A 17,386-nucleotide genomic window follows, 5' to 3' on the forward strand; every position below is an offset into this window, starting at 1 on the left:
GGGTGTCACGTCTTCGACATGCTCACTCATGATCACTCTTCCCCCAGATAGGCCTTGATCACGGCATCATTGCGCCGTATGTCTTCCGGACTGCCATCCGCCAGCGGCTGGCCCTGATTGACCACGTAGATGTGGTCCGAGATGCCCATTACCAGACTCATATCATGCTCGATCAACAGCACCGAGATGCCCTCATCGCGGGTCAGGCTGACGATCAGATCATCCAGATCGCGCGTTTCATTGGGATTGAGGCCCGCCGCCGGCTCATCCAGCATCAGCAGCCGCGGCCTGGCGACCATGCAGCGCGCGATCTCGAGCCGACGCTGCTGGCCATAGGCCAGATTGCCCGCCTCGCGGTTGGCGAATTCGAGCAGACCGACTCGCTCCAGCCAGTCGCCGGCATGCTGCATCAGCGCCTTTTCACTGCGTCGATAGCCCGGCGTCTTGAACAGTCCCTTGAGAAGGTTGCGTTCGGCGTGCATGTGCTGCGCCACCAGCAGGTTCTCGATGACGGTCATCTCCTTGAACAACCGCACGTTCTGGAAGGTGCGCACCATGCCAGCCTGAGCAATTCGGTAGCCCGGTAGACGATGCATGGCGCGGTTCTGGAAATACACCTCGCCGCCAGTCGGCTGATAGAAGCCGGAAATGCAGTTGAAGACGGTGGTCTTGCCTGCACCATTCGGTCCGATGACCGACACCACCTCCCCCGGATGTACCTGAAGCGTCACCCCATCCACGGCCTTGAGGCCACCGAACTGCATGGTGAGGTCACACACATCCAGCAACGGTGCCCTACCCTCGGCGCGCGCCTGACGATGTGAGGAGGTGGCTGGTGCTGCCTTGTCGAGGCCTTGCCTGTCGTGGACCTGCTTGTCACAGACCTGATTATCATGTGTGTCAGCCACGGTCGAGCTCCATCTGCGGTCGTTTGAGCGGCACCAGGCCCTGAGGACGCCATACCATCATCAGCACCATCATCAGTCCGAACAGCAGCATGCGATATTCATTGAATTCGCGTGCCAGCTCCGGCAACAGCGTCATGGCGATCGCGGCCAGAATCACACCCAATTGCGAGCCCATTCCCCCCAGCACCACGATGGCCAGAATGATCGCCGACTCGATGAAGGTGAAGGATTCTGGGCTGATGAAACCCTGACGCGCAGCGAAGAAGGCACCGGCGAAACCGGCGAAGCTCGCACCGATCGTGAAGGCCGAGAGCTTGATACCGGTGGGGTTCATCCCCAGCGAGCGACAGGCGATGTCATCCTCGCGCAGCGCCTCCCACGCCCGCCCGATGGGCATGCGCAGCAAGCGGTAGATCACGAACAGCGTGATCAGCACCAGAATCAAGGCCAGCAGATACAGGTAGATCACCTTGAGGGCCGGGTCATAGTCGATGCCGAAGAACTCATGGAAGGCGATGTTGCCCTCGTCGGCCCGCCGCGAGAACTCGAGATTGAACAAGGTCGGCTTGGGAATGCGCGCGATGCCATTCGGGCCGCCAGTCAACTCGGTCCAGTTGTTGAGCAGGATGCGGATGATCTCGCCGAAGCCCAGCGTCACGATGGCCAGATAGTCACCACGCAGCCGTAGCACGGGGAAGCCAAGCAGATAGCCGAACAGCGCCGTCATCAATCCGGCGATGGGCAATGCCTCCCAGAAGCTGAAGCCCAGATAGCTGTTGAGCAGCGCATAGGTATAGGCCCCAACGGCGTAGAAGCCCACGTAGCCGAGATCCAGCAGCCCGGCGAGCCCTACCACCACGTTGAGCCCCAGGCCCAGCATGATGTAGATCAGCGTCAGGGTGGCGAGGTCCACCGCCGAGCGGTTGGAGAGGAACGGGAAGATCAGCAACGCACCGATGGCCAGCATGATCCACAGCTGACGCTTCTGACCGCTCATGACATCAGGGACGCTGAAACGTGAAGGTTTGCGCGTGCGTGCGCGCCACTCCTCGATCTGCGGACGTACCAGCTGATGCAGGAAGACGGCCAGCGCCGCGGCCAGCAACCATCCCCAGGTGTCCATGCCCATCAAGCGTACCGTGGTGGTGATGCCGGTGGACTCGAGCTGCACACCCAGTACCGAGCCCCCCAGCACGAGGGTCAGCACGGCGGCCGCAAGTGCCGACCACCAGGGACGCCGATAGGAAGGCTGTGGCGGAATCGTCTCGGCGGGTGAGGTACCCGCTGTATTCAAAGTCTGTTTCGCAAGCTTGGGCATCAGATCTTCTCCACTTCGGGCTTGCCGAGAATCCCGGAGGGACGGAACAGCAGAATCAGGATCAGCAGTCCGAAGGCCACCACGTCCTTGTATTCAGTCGACAGGTAACCGCCGGTCAGCGCCTCCGCGACGCCCAGCAGCAGGCCACCCAGCATGGCGCCGGGGATACTGCCGATACCGCCCAGCACCGCCGCCGTGAACGCCTTGAGGCCAGCCAGGAAGCCGATGTAGGGATTGACCACGCCGTAGTACATGCCGAGCAGCAGGCCTGCCACGGCGGCAAGTGCCGCCCCGATCACGAAGGTCATCGAGATGATCATGTCGGTATTGATGCCCAGCAGACGCGCCATGCCGGCATCCTGCGAGCAGGCACGGCAGGCACGACCCAGACGCGAGCGCGAGATGAAGGACGACAGCAGCAGCATGCACACCAGGGTGACGCTGAAGATGATCACCTGCATGTAGGAGAGATTGACTGCGAAGCTTTCCAGCCCGAACTCCCAGCCGCCCGGGATCAGGCTGGAGATCGCCATGTCCCGCGAACCCTGGGCCAGACGCATGTAGTTCTGCAGGAAGATCGACATGCCGATCGCCGAGATCAGCGCGATCAGACGCTTTGAGCCACGTACCGGGCGATAGGCCACCCTCTCCACGGCAAAGCCGTAGGCACAGGACACCAGCACCGCCACCAGCAAGGCGGCCGCCATCAGAAAGAAGGGGTTGGCGATACCCAGCATGCCCAGCGCCGCGATGACGATGAAGGTCACGTAGGTGCCGATCATGTAGATCTCGCCGTGAGCGAAATTGATCATGCCGATGATGCCATAGACCATCGTGTAGCCGATGGCGATCAAGGCATAGGTACTGCCGATGGTCAGGCCATTGATGACCTGTTGCAGGAAGTAGAGGATGTCTTCCATTGGAACGACCCTTGGCCGCGACTGTCGTCGGCTTGTGGCCGGTGACCGTCAGGGAAATGCCGCATGTGCGGCGACAACGGGAAGGCACGGCGATGTTGCATCACCGTGGACTCGACCGAACGGAGAAGCCCGCCATGCCAGGTGGCATGACGGGAAGCGTTTCGGGGGTGATCCACCACGGCCACATGAGGTCTCAAATACTCTCTCAAATGATCGCTCAAATGAGGTGCCAGATGTGATGTCACATGGCCGTGGCGAAGGCTGAGCTCAGACGAGCAGAGGCCAGCCGATGATCAATGTGCCGCTTCGCTCTTGGTTCCGTCGGCGTGCCAGTTGTAGACGACGAAGTTGAAGTCCTTCAGATCGCCCTTCTCGTCGTATTCGACCTTGCCGATGGGCGTGTCAAAGCTGTTGGCCTTGAGATATTCGGCGACGTCATAGGGGTCGGTGGAGTCAGCCCCCTTGATGCCATCGGCGATCAGCTCCACCGCGGTGTAGGCCGGCATGACGAATGGCCCGGAGGGGTCCTGATCCTTGTCCTTGAAGGCCGCGACCAGATCGGCGTTCTTCGGGTCTGTCTCGAAGGCCGGCGGCAGCGTCACGTAAAGCCCTTCGGAGGCCTGACCGGCGATCTTGGAAATGTCCGGATTGCCGACCCCTTCCGGGCCCATGAAGGGTGCATCGAAGCCCAGCTCACGCGACTGACGCAGCAAGAGGCCCAGCTCCGGGTGATAGCCGCCGTAGTAGACGAAGTCGACATTCTCCTTCTTGAGCTTGGAGATCAGCGCCGAAAAATCCTTGTCGCCTGCCGTGATGCCCTCGAACAGCACCACATCGATGCCGGCTTCCTCGACGGTATCGCGCACGCCGGTGGCGATGCCTTCCCCGTACTGCTGCTTGTCGTGGATCACGGCCATGTGCTTGGGCTTGACCGTCTCGGCGATATAGCGCCCGGCGACCGGCCCCTGCAGGGAATCCAGGCCGATGGTGCGGAAGACCAGCTCATAGCCCTGCTCGGTGATGGTCGGGCTGGTGGACGCCGCCGTGATCATCATCACGCCTTCCTCGGCGTAGATGTCCGAGGCCGGCTGGGTCGCACTGGAGCACAGGTGGCCGATCACGTACTGGACACCGTCATTGACGATCTGGTTGGCCACCGCCACCGCCTGCTTGGGATCACAGGCGTCATCGTATTTGACGCCCTTTAGCATCTCGCCGTCGACGCCACCGGCGGCATTGATCCGCTCGATGGCCATCTCGGCACCGATGAACTGCATGTCACCGTACTGGGCAACCGGCCCCGTGACAGGGCCTGCCATGGCGATGGTGATATCGGCCTGAGCCTGGGTGGACATCGCCGCGGCGATACCGAGAGCGAGAAGAGACCTGCGCATCATGATGAGAATTCCTGTTCCCGATTATTGTTGTACTACGGCCGGGCAGACCTGACTGACGCCTGGTGCCAACGCTGGGCTGACCGAAAAAGGCTGGCGACAGTGTCTGTCATTCGCTGACCTTGTGCGCCGCTGCCAGCCTGCAGGCAGGGGGTCGACACGTCAGGAATGCCTTGAAAGCATTATTGGCAGCAGCGAATACGCATGTAAAGTGACCGTTTGGGCGCTCATGAATGCGGCTCGGCAGCCTACCAATAGCGAAAAGCACCACGCTTCCCAATGTGGCCAGACAATCCTCGGAAAACCCGATCAAAGCCAGTCATTGGCACATGCCAACACGCGGATAACAGGATTTCCCTCTCCTCTCGCACCATCAGGAGGCACTGCAGCCCCCTGCCCGGCTACGCCCAAGGTTGTAAGAGAAGCAATGCTGCCGCCCTCCCCGAGCAACCGGTTGCCCCTGAGCCATGCACTGAGCTGCCATGTGATGATTTGCGAAGCATAGGCAAGATAACGGGATAACTCGCTGATGACACTTGCGCAACACATATCCGCCGCGCGCTGGTACCAGGGTACCTGCAGACAGGCACACGCCAGCCCTGAACGCCACGCGCCCGACGATGGGTGACATCGTCGGGCGCGCAGGGTAATGCCTTTGGCAACGCGAAAGCTGGGAGATGGAGAGTAGCGTCAGCCCAGCGCGATCAGGCGATTGCGGACGTCGTTGATCTGGTCGCGCAGTCGACCGGCTTCCTCGAACTCGAGGTTCTTGGCCGCGGCAAACATGGCATCTTCGAGACGGCTGATCTCCTTTTCAAGCGCCTGAGGACCTTCGGCCGCCAGCGCGGCGTAGTCCGGCGTCTCTTCCGCCACCTGACGCTCGCTGCCCTTGCGACGGCTGCTCTTGCGGCCCGGTGCCTGGGCACCTTCCATGATATCCGCCACCGACTTGGTGATGGTGCGCGGCGTGATGCCGTGCTCGTCATTGAAGGCCATCTGCTTCTCGCGACGGCGTTCGGTCTCGGCGATGGCCCGCTGCATGGAATCGGTGATGCGATCCCCGTACAGAATGGCCTTGCCGTTGGCATTACGCGCCGCGCGGCCGATGGTCTGGATCAGCGAGCGTTCCGAGCGCAGGAAGCCTTCCTTGTCGGCATCCAGAATCGCCACCAGCGAGACCTCCGGTATATCGAGACCCTCACGCAGCAGGTTGATGCCGACCAGCACATCGAACTTGCCCAGACGCAGGTCACGAATGATCTCGACACGCTCGACGGTGTCGATATCGGAGTGCAGATAGCGCACCCGCACATCATGCTCTCCCAGATACTCGGTCAGGTCTTCCGACATGCGCTTGGTCAGCGTGGTGATCAGCACGCGCTCGCCCACCTGGGTGCGCGCCTTGATCTCGGAGAGCACATCATCGACCTGGGTCGAGGCCGAACGCACCTCGATGATCGGATCGAGCAGCCCGGTGGGACGTACCACCTGCTCCACCACCTGGCCGGCATGTTCTTCCTCATAGGGGCCAGGCGTCGCCGAGACGAATACCGTCTGCGGCAGGATGCTCTCCCACTCCTCGAATTTCATCGGGCGGTTGTCGAGGGCCGACGGCAGACGGAAGCCGTACTCCACCAACGTCTCCTTGCGCGATCGGTCACCGCGGTACATCCCGCCGACCTGCGGCACGCTGACGTGGGACTCGTCGATGAAGACCAGTGCATCCTTGGGCAGGTAGTCGAAGAAGGTCGGCGGCGCATTGCCGGGATCACGCCCCGACAGATAGCGCGAGTAGTTCTCGATGCCATTGCAGTAGCCCAGCTCCATCATCATCTCGATGTCATAGAGGGTACGCTGCTCCAGGCGCTGGGCCTCGACCAGCTTATCGTGCTTGCGCAAGTAATCGAGGCGCTCGACGAGTTCTTCCTTGATGCGATCGACCGCAGCGACGATGGTCTCGCGCGGCGTCACGTAGTGACTCTTGGGATAGATGGTCATGCGCGGCACCGACTCGGCCACTTCACCGGTCAGCGGATCGAACAGCCGGATGGAATCGATCTCGTCATCGAAAAGCTCGACACGCACCGCCTGCTCTTCGGAGTCGGCCGGGAAGATGTCGATCACGTCGCCACGCACCCGATACGTACCGCGCCGGAAATCCATATCGTTGCGAGTGTACTGCAGCTCCGCCAGACGCCTTAGGAAGCCACGCTGGTCAATCTGCTCACCACGATTGAAGTGCAGGCGCATCTTCAGGTATTGATCCGGATCCCCCAGGCCGTAGATGGCCGAGACGGAGACCACGATGATCGCATCGCGGCGTTCCAGCAGCGCCTTGGTCGCCGACAGGCGCATCTGCTCGATATGGTCGTTGATCGAGGCATCCTTCTCGATGAAGGTGTCCGAGGAGGCGACGTAGGCTTCGGGCTGATAGTAATCGTAATAGGAGACGAAATATTCGACGGCGTTGTCGGGGAAGAACGACTTGAACTCGCCGTACAGCTGTGCCGCCAGCGTCTTGTTGGGGGCCATGACGATGGCCGGGCGCTGCAGACGCTCCACGATGTTGGCCACCGTGAAGGTCTTGCCGGAGCCGGTCACGCCCAGGAGGGTCTGATGCGCCAGACCCGCGTCCAGGCCGGTTATCAGCTTCTCGATGGCCGCCGGTTGGTCACCGGCCGGCTGAAACTTGGAATCGATGCGAAATGGTTTGCTCATGCGCTCTCAATGGTGGCAGTCAGTCGGGTCTTCAACTGACGACAGGCAGATGATTGCCCAGCGGCATCATTCGCTCGCGGGCGCTTCTCGACTGGTCACCAAGACCCGGGTGCTGGTCATCAGGCGATGGATGGGGCAACGCTCGGAGATCTCGATCAGACGCGCGCGCGTCTCGGCGTCCAGCTCATGGCCCTCCTCGGCCAGAAACTGCATGCTGACCGTGAGGCGGTATTCGCTGTCGCTGCCACGGCGCTCGTCGCTGTCGTCCCGGTCCACCGTGGTGGTGATCCCCGCCAGCGGCAAGCCTTTGCGCCTTGCGTACATCTGCACGGTGATCGACTTGCAGGCCCCCAGCGACAGGTCGAAGTAGTCATGCGGGTCCGGAGCGCTCTCGGCGCCACCGACCACCGCCGGCACATCGACCAGCAACTCATCAAAGCTTGCGACCTGTACCCGCTGCACGAAACTGCCTGACCGACGGCTGATTACCTCGATGCTCATTCGTCACCTCCCTGTCGCTGATCTGTCCGTGATCCCGCTCATGAGACGTTGCCTGCTCGCCGCCTGTCCAGCGTCTGTGCACTGCGGTCACTTGACCTTGTAACCGGCCTTCTCGACCGCCTTGACCAGGGCGTCATAACGCACCTGACCGTCGACTTCGGCAAAGCCACGCCCGACCTCGGCTTCCTTGACGCCATCCATCATCATCAGCGCCGTGGTGACCTTGTTGACGTCCTTGACGCTCTCGACACCGATCAAAGTAAGAGAAAAGCTGGCCATCGTGTCATTCCTGTCATGCAGTAAAAAAGGGGCGCCGCGGCGCATTGCAGCCGTCAAGAATAGCACGGTTGTCTGGCAGTCAGCGCGGACCAGACGCTTCGCAAGCCAGGCCGCAGAAACGCCTGGCAGGACGGGAGCCCTGATTTGCCCGTTCTTTTACTGTCACTTGAGGCACTAGGGGCTGACAGCCGCCAGCTGGCGCGTGACAATGCGGGCATCCGACATGCCGCATGGTTGCCAGAGCGCCACCGGCAGTTCACTCCTTCGCAACAGGATGGTGGTAAATGAATCCCTTCAAGACCCTGATGCAAGACCACGGCTACCAGCTCGGCGAGGACGGCCGCCTGACGCTGGGTGAGCCAGACGATGCCTCCATGCCACTCGCTGGCGTAGCTGACCGCACCCTGGCCGAAAATGGGTTGACCCCGCTGGGCAATTTCGAAGTCCTCGAGGTCTGCGGCAAGGATGGCGAACGCTTTCTGCAGGGGCAGACCTCACAGCAGCTGAGTCTGGTCGATGGCGAGCTGGCGCCGCTGACGACCTTCTGCACACCGAAGGGGCGCATTCTGGCCATGGCTCAGCTGCTGCGCGTCAGCGAAGGGCGCCTGTGGCTGGTGATGCCGGCTGGCACCGCCGAACCGCTGCGCGCCCATCTGGCCAAGTTCGCGCCCTTCTACAAGGTGACGCTGGAGGTGTCGTGCGAGCTGAGTGTGCTCGGCCTTCTCGGCGAACAGACTCTGGCGGCCTGTGCCGACGCCCTGGCGGCACCGGCTCTGCCCGCGCACGACCTGGCCATGCGCTCGGTTCTCCCGTCGCCCCTGCAGTCGAGCGAGGAAGAAGAACCGCAGACCTGCGCGCTGGCTCGCCAGCCGTCAGGCAATACCCCGCGCGCGATACTGGTCGGCCCGCATGCCGCCCTGGCAGACCTCGCGACGGCGCTTTTCGGACGCGATGTGGCCGCCAGCGACGAAACCCGCTGGCGCCTGGAAGATATCCGCGCCGGTCTACAGTGGGTCACTTCCGCGCAGACTGACAGCTGGCTGCCGCAGATGCTCAATCTGGAAGCCCTCGCCGCGATCAGCTTCAAGAAAGGCTGCTATACCGGTCAGGAAGTCGTGGCACGTGCCCACTTTCGCGGTCAGGTCAAGAAGCGCCTGCAACGCCTGACGACAATGCAGCCGGCCGACTTGCCGGCGGTGGGCAGCAAGGTCACATCTCCCGATGGCAAGTCCCTTGGCGAAGTGTTGCAGGCAGCCCATGATGAGCAGGGACGCCTGGAGCTGCTGGCCGTGATCAGCCTGCGTGATGAAGAGATAGCGTTGGCATTGGAAGATGGCACCGAGCTTGAGCGCAGCGCACTGCCCTATGCCGTCGAGCGTCGCGACCCGGAGCAGCTCAAGGGCTGAAGGGTACGGCTTGAAGGACTGGCTGTCTTGAAGGGCTTAGCCTTGAAGGACTTAACGCTTGAAAGCCGCCACAAGAAAGCCCCACACGTGCCAACGTGCGGGGCTTTCGTCTTTCACGGATTGCAGACCTGATGCACCTACCGGGGCTCACAGCCCTTCCGGCAGCCAGCCATCCCCTGCGATCAGGTGCTCGATCAGCTCCTGCACCGGCATCGGTCGTGCATAGAGATAGCCCTGATGCAGCGAGCAACCATGCGCGAGCAATTCGGCTCGCTGCTCTGGCGTCTCGATGCCCTCGGCCACCACCGCAAGATGGAAGGCCTCCGCCAGCCCCAGCATCGCTTCGATCATGGCCTGCCCCTTGCTGGAGCCCAGCGCCGTCACGAACTGTCGATCGATCTTGAGCTTGTCGAACGGCAACCGCTGAAGCTGTGACAACGAGGAGTAGCCGGTGCCGAAGTCATCCAATGCCAATGCCACGCCGTGAGCCCGGATGGTCTGGAACAGCACGGCGAGTGCCTGGATGTCATCCGGCAGCTGGCTCTCGACCAGCTCAAGCGTCAGGCGCTCACACAGCTCCGGATGCCGGAACAACATTTCCAGGTCTGACAGGAAGCGCTTGTCCATCATGTGGCGCACGGTCACGTTGACGCTCAGATGCAACTCATGGCCGCTTTCGTGGACGCGCATCAAGGTCGCGATGCTTTCCTTGAGCACCCAGCGCCCCAGCGCGACATCCAGGCGTGCGGACTCGACGATCGCCATGAAATCCGCCGAGCCCATCAAGCCATGTTCGGGGTGCTGCCAGCGAATCAACGCCTCCGACAGCTGCAAGCGGCCGCTACGCCCATCGACGATCGGCTGCACGAAGAGCCTGAGCTGATTCTCACGCAGCGCGACGGTGAACTCGGCCTCCAGCTGCTTGAGGCGACGCAACTCACGCTCCGCCTCCTCATCGAAGAAGTGCCACTCACGTTGGCACTGCTGGGTATCGTGCAAGGCACGCTCGGCGCGATAGACCAGCGCATCCACCTGGTGGCCATCCTCGGGGTAGCGCGTGATGCCCAGACTCGGCTGCAGATAGATCACCTCATCATTGAGCGTGACCTTGTCGCGCACGGCATTCAGCAGGTTGTCCAGCCAGCCACTGATACCGCCACGCGTCGCTTCCAGCAGCCGGCGCTGGACCATGATCAGCAGCCTGTCGGTCTCGAGGCGCGCCACATCGCCCGAATTCCCCAGCAAGGGAGCGATACGCTTCTTGACCTGCTCCAGCTGGTGATTGCCCGGCTCGGCGCCGGCATGATCATAGAGCACCTGCAAACCGCCAATCCGCAGCGCCATCAGCACGAAGCCTTCCATCGGCGCGACCTCACCCAGCTGATCAATCCGCACCTTGATCAGGCGCAGCATGCCTTCACGGCTGAGCAGGCCGGTATCGAGATCCGTCTCGCGCTCCTCGAGCAACTGGTGCTGGAGCAGCACGCGTTCCTGCTCCAATCCTCGTACCACCAGCGTATCGAGAGTCATGTCCAGCAACGGCATCATCTCGGTGGCGTTGAGTCGATGGCCACGACTGGCCACCAGCAGCAACTCGCTGCGCCCGGGATGCGGCGAGACCGAATAGCCCATCAGCTGACTGGCGCCCAGTCGCTGACACAGCAGCAGCGCGCGGTCATTCGGCTCATCGGCATTCTTCTCGACGCTCCCATCGCCATCGCGCCGCGAGCCATCACCGGGTGACACGCACACGCGCCCTACCGGCAGGCGCAATAGAGGATCACGCCGCAACGATGCTTCACTCAACCACTCACGCTCATCGTGACTCTGCAGAATCAGGTAGCCGGCATTGGGATTTCCCACCTCACGCCGATAGATGATGATCTCCGCCCCCAGCATCTCGCGCACGCGCTGCAGGTATCGGGTGAGAGACGCACGCGCATTCTGCGGCGCGTGGGTTTCGTAGGGGACGCTCAGAAATTGCTGGTTGAGAGTGTTGTGGCGCTGGTTTTGATGCTCGAGATAGGCGCCATAGGCCCGACACGCCCTGCGGCGCCGACTGTCGCGCACCAACATGCCAATGGTGCCCATGCCCGCCAGCACAATGATCAACAGCAGCACCGCCAGCGGAGCGCCCATCTCATACACAAGCTGAGCGACGCGATTCTCATCCTGCCAGCAGGCCTTGGCATGGTGGTAGCGATCGGCACGGCCGGATGCCGGCAAAGCCACGCAGATCTGCTGCGTCGCGATGGGCTGTGGCATGGCGTTGCTGACGACCTTCAGACCCTTCAAGCCCAGTACGGCCGCCTGCTCGTCCAGCAGGTCTGTCGTGAGCGGCATGCCCAAAATCAACAGCCCCTGCTCGTCTCGCGGTGGCAAGGCCTCCTCATCCTCGTAGAGCCCCTGCATGCCGATCAGCCATGGCTGGTTATCGACGATCAACCAGGCCAGCTGGGATTGTGTCGATGACTGGCGGGCAGCCTGCATGACGGGGGCGAGCGCACGTCGCCAGCTCACCGGCTGCTTGCCCAGCCAGTCGGCCCCCGGCGACCCGGCGTTGTGCTGCACCCAGGCTGCCACCTGCCCATCGCCCCGCACCGCAGAGATCAGATGTATGCCGGTATTGATGGCGAACTCGGGGCCATACATGTACTCGAGCCAGGTCGTGTCGAGCTCGGGCTTGCGCAGAAACCTGGTCACGGCTTCTTCCCAGTAGCCGTTCTCCTGCAACTGTCCTGCGAGCAGGCGCTGTTCACTCTTGATCCACAAGGCCAGCCGCTGCCTGTCGGATTCACGATCCGCCTCACGGGATTGGGTGATCTGGCTGGCCGTCAACCAGGCGGTGGCCAGCAGTGCCGCCAGCAACAGCAGCGGCAGCAGGTACATCCGATAGCGGGGGCCAGCAGGCATGAAGGCATGCGCGAAGACAGCAGAAGACTCATGTGACGACACACGAGAGGAGGAACGCGGTGCTGAAGAATCTGACATTGATTTACCGATGATGAGGCGACCTCCTGAACCGGGTCGGCAGGCTGTCGCCTGGCCTTTGAGGTCAGTCTAGATCAGACGTTCAGTTGAAGAATACGCTGCACATTCGTCGTGGTGGATAACGCGATATCGTGGCGACTGCTCGAGCGGAGCTCCGCCACCACGTCCGCGACCTTCGCCACTCGCGATGGCTCATTGCGCTGGCCCTGAAACCCGCACAGCGGCATGTCGGGGCTATCGGTTTCCAGCACGAAGCCATCGTCGGGCAGTGACGCCACCACTCCGCGCAGCTTGTTGGCACGCGGGTAGGTCACGCTGCCGCCCAGCCCCAGCACAAAGCCAAGCTCGAGAAAGCGCTGTGCCTGCACCTGACTGCCCGCGAAGGCATGGATGATGCCGCCACGGGTGAGTCGTGCCTGCTTGAGGCGCTTGGCCACTTCGTCGTTGGCGCGCACGCAGTGCACGATGACAGGCAAGGAGAATTCGCGTGCCATGCTCAGCTGGGACTCGAACAGCTGCCATTGGGCGTCATGATCGGCCAATCGCGTATCGAAGCCACATTCTCCCAACGCGACGATCTTACCAGCATGCTGGTCGAGAGCCTGATGAAGCGACGCCAGCGCGTCATCGCCATGCTCGGACAGAAAATAGGGATGCAACCCCAGGGCACCGAACATACGCGCCGATGAACCCGCCAGCGCCAGCACTGCCGGGAAGCTTGCCACCGTGGTGGCGGGCACCACGAAGGCCGAGACGTCTTCCTGCTCGGCACGCGCGATGACCGCCTCACGATCCGGCGTGAAGTCAGCGAAATCCAGATGGCAATGGCTGTCGATCAGCATGGAATCTCCCAGGGATGGTCGTACAGCCATCGTGCTATATCAGCGTGTGTCAGACAAACGAAGGGACCGGCCTGGTGACCGGTCCCTTGTGGACAAGTGTCGATATTGCTTGTTAGTGGTCGTGACTGGCGCAGATGGCCTAGGCCGCCTCCACCGGCGCTGCCGGCGCCAGTTCGGAGGTGCAATGACCACAACGGGTCGCCGCCAGCGGCACCCTGGAAAGGCAATACGGGCAATCCTTGTCGGTGACCTCTTCGGGCGCTTCCTCGGCTTCCTTCTTGAGCTTGTTGATCTGGCGGATCAACACGAAGACCGCCAGCGCCACCAGCGCAAAACTGATGATGGCATTGATGAACAAGCCATAATTCAGCGTCACGGCTCCCGCTTCCTTCGCGGCATCCAGGCTGGCATAGGGGGCAGCCTGAGCGCCTTCCTTGAGCACGATGAAGAAATTCGAGAAATCTACCCCCCCGATCAGCAGCCCCATCAGCGGGTTGAGCATGTCCCCCACCAGACTCTTGACGATCAGTGTGAATGCCCCGCCGATGATGATGCCGACGGCCATGTCGACGACGTTACCCTTGACGGCAAAATCACGAAATTCCTGCATGAATCCGGACATCTGTCATCTCCTGTCACTCGCTAACCATCCGGTGAATTGCCACGCATCATGCATGGCCCGCACTGAGACACATTCCACGCCATTGTTGTTGTCATTGTCTGCGCCCTACCGACCTTCGCCCCAGCAAGCTTCATCACACGGATGCCAGCAAGACAACATGACCCAAACATTATGCCGTGCTGATGCCGCGCCATGGGTTGGCTGTGTAAACGTAGGGTTACACGCATATCTGGACACAAAAAACGCCACCCCTCGGGGTGGCGTTCTTCATGACGTGATCGACAGTCTCGCTATCGCAGCGTCGCTGTGGCAACTGTCTCAGTGCTCACGGGTCGCACGGAAGGTGATGTCCGGCCAGCGTTCCTGGGTCAGCTGCAGGTTGACGCGGGTCGGCGCGATGTAGGTCAGCCAGCCGCCGCCGTCGTAAGCCAGGTTGGCACTGGCCTTGCGTTTGAAGTCTTCCAGCATCTTGGTGTCATCGCAGTAGATCCAGCGTGCGGTCTGCACGTTGATCGCCTCATAGATGCACTCGACCTTGTACTCTTCCTTCAGGCGGTGAGCGACCACGTCAAACTGCAGCGTACCGACGGCACCGACGATCAGGTCGTTGTTGTCGAACGGCTGGAAGACCTGGGTCGCGCCCTCTTCGGAGAGCTGCTGCAGGCCCTTCTGCAGCGCCTTCATCTTCAGCGGGTCCTTAAGGCGCACGCGCTTGAAAAGTTCCGGCGCGAAGTGCGGAATGCCAGTGAAGCGCATGTCCTCGCCGATGGTGAAGGTATCACCGATCTGGATGGTGCCGTGGTTGTGCAGGCCGATGATATCGCCCGGCCAGGCTTCTTCCACGTGGGAGCGGTCCGCCGCCATGAAGGTCAAGGCGTCGGGAATCTTGACGTCCTTGTTGATGCGCACATGGCGCATCTTCATGTTCTTCTCGTACTTGCCGGAGCAGACACGCAGGAAGGCGACACGGTCACGGTGCTTCGGGTCCATATTGGCCTGGATCTTGAAAACGAAACCGGTGAAGCGCTCATCGTGGGCCGTGACTTCGCGGGTATCGGTATCGCGCGGCTGGGGGGGCGGGGCATATTCGACGAAGCCGTCGAGCATCTCGCGCACGCCGAAGTTGCCCATGGCAGTACCGAAGTAGACCGGCGTCAGCTCACCGCGACGATAGGCCTCGAGATCGAACTCGTGAGAGGCGCCGCGCACCAGCTCGACCTCCATGCTCAGCTCTTCGATCAGGTCCTCGCCCAGCACTTCGATGGCTTCGGGGCTGTCGAGGCCCTTGATGCGCACGTCGTCGGGAATGCGGTTGCCCTGGCCCTGCTTGTAGAGATGGATCTCGTCATTGAGCAGATGATAGACGCCCTTGAAGCCCTTGCCGACGCCGATCGGCCAGGTCATCGGCGCGCACTGGATGTTGAGTACCGTCTCGACTTCATCCATCACCTCGATGGGATCACGCGTCTCGCGGTCCATCTTGTTGACGAAGGTCAGAATCGGCGTGGTGCGCAGGCGGCAGACTTCCATCAGCTTGATGGTGCGGTCCTCGACACCCTTGGCGCCATCGATGACCATCAGCGCCGAGTCGACGGCAGTCAGCGTCCGGTAGGTATCTTCGGAGAAGTCCTCGTGCCCGGGGGTATCCAGCAGATTGACCATGCGGTCCTTGTAGGGGAACTGCATCACGGAGGTGGTCACGGAGATACCACGCTCCTGCTCCATCTTCATCCAGTCGGAGGTCGCGTGGCGATCGGCCCGCTTGCTCTTGACCGAGCCGGCCATCTGGATGGCATTCCCGAACAGCAGCAGCTTCTCGGTGATGGTGGTCTTACCGGCATCCGGGTGAGAGATGATGGCGAATGTACGGCGCACATCCGCCGCCTTGGCAATCTGGGAATCTGACATGAGCTGAAAGGCATCCGGCCCGACGTGAGGCACGCCGCGCGCACTGTTGGGTGAATAGCAGAACAAGACGAATGGCGCGCATTGTAGCGGCTGGCGCGGCGCGGCAACAGAGGCGAGCGTGATCTACACGCCTTCGATCATCCCTACGCGCGCGAAAATGCCAAGGCCTTACTCCTCGACCTCAGACAGTGTCTCAATGATATGGCACTGTGCCATCACCCCGCCGGCACAGCAGTGCGTCAGGCGCTGCAACTCTTCCTCCATGACGGCGAGGTCGCGCTGACGCTTGCGCACCTCGATCAGCTGCGCCTCGATGCGCGCGTCTATCTGATCGCACGGCAAGGACTGCTGGTCCGCCAGGCCCAGCAAGGCGCGGATGTCATCCAGCGAAAACCCCAGCCTCCGACAACGGCGGATGAAGGTCAGACGCCTAAGCTGTGCATTGCCATACTCACGATAGCCATTGGACGCGCGTCGCATCGGGGCCAACAGCCCCTGCTTCTCGTAGTAGCGGATCGTCACCGCCTGGACATCAGACGCCTTGGCCAGTTGGCCGATGCCCATCGTCACCTCGCCGTGCGATGACGTGAACGATTCCCCTCTCCGTGCGAAATCTCTTGCGGTCATCGATGACTACTCCTCTCGCCATGTGTTGCATGTCGATGCATCAACCGTTTCATCAGCCTACTTGACCTTATAGTGACTATAACCTCCATGCTGTCATCAACACGACAGGAGGCCAAGACCCATGAAAAGCTGTTGCGAAAGTAAATCCGGCGAGCTGGCAGAGCTCAGAGCCTCACAGGGCAAGGTCCTGAAGATTCTGTTGGCGCTGAATGCCAGCATGTTCTTCGTCGAATTCACCGCGGCCTGGTGGCTGGGTTCCACCGCGCTGCTGGGGGATTCCCTCGACATGTTCGGCGATGCCAGCGTTTACGCCCTGACTCTCTATGTCCTGCACCGCAGTGTGCGTGAACGCGCAATGAGTGCGCTGATCAAGGGCATCGTGATGCTGTCGCTAGGCCTGATCGTTTTTGGCGAAGCAGGCTACCAAGCCCTCAATGGAGTGGCACCGGCCGCCCACGGCATGGGCGTCTTCGCCCTGCTGGCACTGGTCGTAAACCTCATCTGCTTCGGCCTGCTGTGGCGCTTCAAGTCGGATGATCTCAACATGCGCTCCACCTGGCTGTGCTCACGCAATGACATCATCGCCAATGCCTCGGTCTTCGGGGCCGCGGTACTGGTGGGCTGGACAGGCTCCCGCTGGCCGGACGTGCTGCTGGGGGCGGCGATTGCCGCACTCTTCCTGCAGTCCGCCTGGCAGGTGATTCGCGATGCGCGTGAAGAACTGCGCGAGGCCAGAGAGGCCGAGAACGATCAGATACCTGACGACCAGGACGCTTCCAACACCAGCAGCTGTTGCACCCCGCCGACGGCTGCGGTAGTGCTTGAGCAATCTCACGCCAGCAGTTGCTGCTCCAGCAAGCGCTGTGGTTGAAGCACGACGTCGCTGACCCATGACTGCCAGCAACACGAAAGCGCCCCGTCGGTACCGACGGGGCGCTTTCGTGTCTGGATA

The 17,386-nt window shown here is 61.6% G+C and carries 14 protein-coding genes; 2 read left to right on the forward strand and 12 right to left on the reverse strand.

All coding sequences use genetic code 11. The annotated features are described in order from the left end of the window. Window positions 1-32 precede the first annotated feature (32 nt). The 7 genes from livG to AC5WNI_RS09495 form a co-directional block, all read right to left on the reverse strand. A complete protein-coding gene (livG, locus tag AC5WNI_RS09465; RefSeq protein ID WP_263643040.1) occupies window positions 33-788 on the reverse strand; it encodes a high-affinity branched-chain amino acid ABC transporter ATP-binding protein LivG in 756 nt (251 codons plus the stop codon). Between the two features lie 112 nt (window positions 789-900). Then, window positions 901-2,226 (reverse strand): high-affinity branched-chain amino acid ABC transporter permease LivM, encoded by a 1,326-nt coding sequence (livM, locus tag AC5WNI_RS09470; protein WP_153635920.1) that lies wholly within the window; start codon window positions 2,224-2,226, stop codon window positions 901-903. After that, entirely contained in the window at window positions 2,226-3,146 is a 921-nt protein-coding gene (gene livH / locus AC5WNI_RS09475) for a high-affinity branched-chain amino acid ABC transporter permease LivH (protein ID WP_043336883.1), read from the reverse strand. The genes livM and livH overlap by 1 nt, the downstream gene beginning before the upstream one ends. Before the next feature lie 293 nt (window positions 3,147-3,439). Further along, on the reverse strand, window positions 3,440-4,540 hold the full coding sequence (locus tag AC5WNI_RS09480; RefSeq protein ID WP_404813686.1) for a branched-chain amino acid ABC transporter substrate-binding protein: 1,101 nt from the start codon (window positions 4,538-4,540) through the stop codon (window positions 3,440-3,442). A 690-nt stretch (window positions 4,541-5,230) separates the two neighbouring features. After that, window positions 5,231-7,258, reverse strand: coding sequence for an excinuclease ABC subunit UvrB (gene uvrB, locus AC5WNI_RS09485; protein WP_153635922.1), 2,028 nt, complete (start codon window positions 7,256-7,258; stop codon window positions 5,231-5,233). A 66-nt stretch (window positions 7,259-7,324) separates the two neighbouring features. Then, complete coding sequence (locus tag AC5WNI_RS09490) at window positions 7,325-7,759, reverse strand: OsmC family protein (RefSeq protein WP_153635923.1); 435 nt, start codon at window positions 7,757-7,759, stop codon at window positions 7,325-7,327. Between the two features lie 87 nt (window positions 7,760-7,846). Next, entirely contained in the window at window positions 7,847-8,038 is a 192-nt protein-coding gene (locus tag AC5WNI_RS09495) for a hypothetical protein (protein WP_153635924.1), read from the reverse strand. Window positions 8,039-8,322: 284 nt separating this feature from the next. Between AC5WNI_RS09495 and ygfZ the strand changes: the two genes are divergently transcribed. After that, a complete protein-coding gene (gene ygfZ / locus AC5WNI_RS09500; protein WP_225346719.1) occupies window positions 8,323-9,444 on the forward strand; it encodes a CAF17-like 4Fe-4S cluster assembly/insertion protein YgfZ in 1,122 nt (373 codons plus the stop codon). A gap of 147 nt (window positions 9,445-9,591) precedes the next feature. On the opposite strand, the gene AC5WNI_RS09505 is transcribed toward ygfZ, so the two are convergent. The 5 genes from AC5WNI_RS09505 to AC5WNI_RS09525 all read right to left on the reverse strand — a co-directional run bounded on the left by AC5WNI_RS09505 (window position 9,592) and on the right by AC5WNI_RS09525 (window position 16,434). Further along, window positions 9,592-12,357 carry an EAL domain-containing protein gene (locus tag AC5WNI_RS09505; protein WP_172978679.1) on the reverse strand — a complete coding sequence of 922 codons (2,766 nt, stop codon included), beginning with the start codon at window positions 12,355-12,357 and terminating at the stop codon, window positions 9,592-9,594. Window positions 12,358-12,509: 152 nt separating this feature from the next. Beyond that, window positions 12,510-13,277 (reverse strand): TatD family hydrolase, encoded by a 768-nt coding sequence (locus AC5WNI_RS09510; RefSeq protein WP_153635926.1) that lies wholly within the window; start codon window positions 13,275-13,277, stop codon window positions 12,510-12,512. Window positions 13,278-13,416: 139 nt separating this feature from the next. After that, window positions 13,417-13,899 (reverse strand): large conductance mechanosensitive channel protein MscL, encoded by a 483-nt coding sequence (mscL, locus tag AC5WNI_RS09515; protein WP_153635927.1) that lies wholly within the window; start codon window positions 13,897-13,899, stop codon window positions 13,417-13,419. 318 nt (window positions 13,900-14,217) lie between these two features. Beyond that, on the reverse strand, window positions 14,218-15,807 hold the full coding sequence (locus AC5WNI_RS09520) for a peptide chain release factor 3 (protein ID WP_153635928.1): 1,590 nt from the start codon (window positions 15,805-15,807) through the stop codon (window positions 14,218-14,220). 168 nt (window positions 15,808-15,975) lie between these two features. Next, window positions 15,976-16,434, reverse strand: coding sequence for a MerR family transcriptional regulator (locus AC5WNI_RS09525; RefSeq protein WP_225346720.1), 459 nt, complete (start codon window positions 16,432-16,434; stop codon window positions 15,976-15,978). A 121-nt stretch (window positions 16,435-16,555) separates the two neighbouring features. Here AC5WNI_RS09525 and AC5WNI_RS09530 point away from each other — a divergent pair, with 121 nt between their 5' ends. Then, complete coding sequence (locus AC5WNI_RS09530) at window positions 16,556-17,305, forward strand: cation efflux transmembrane domain-containing protein (RefSeq protein WP_495928356.1); 750 nt, start codon at window positions 16,556-16,558, stop codon at window positions 17,303-17,305. Window positions 17,306-17,386: the final 81 nt, after the last annotated feature.

The organism is Cobetia sp. PDI-12MA, from assembly GCF_059507695.1.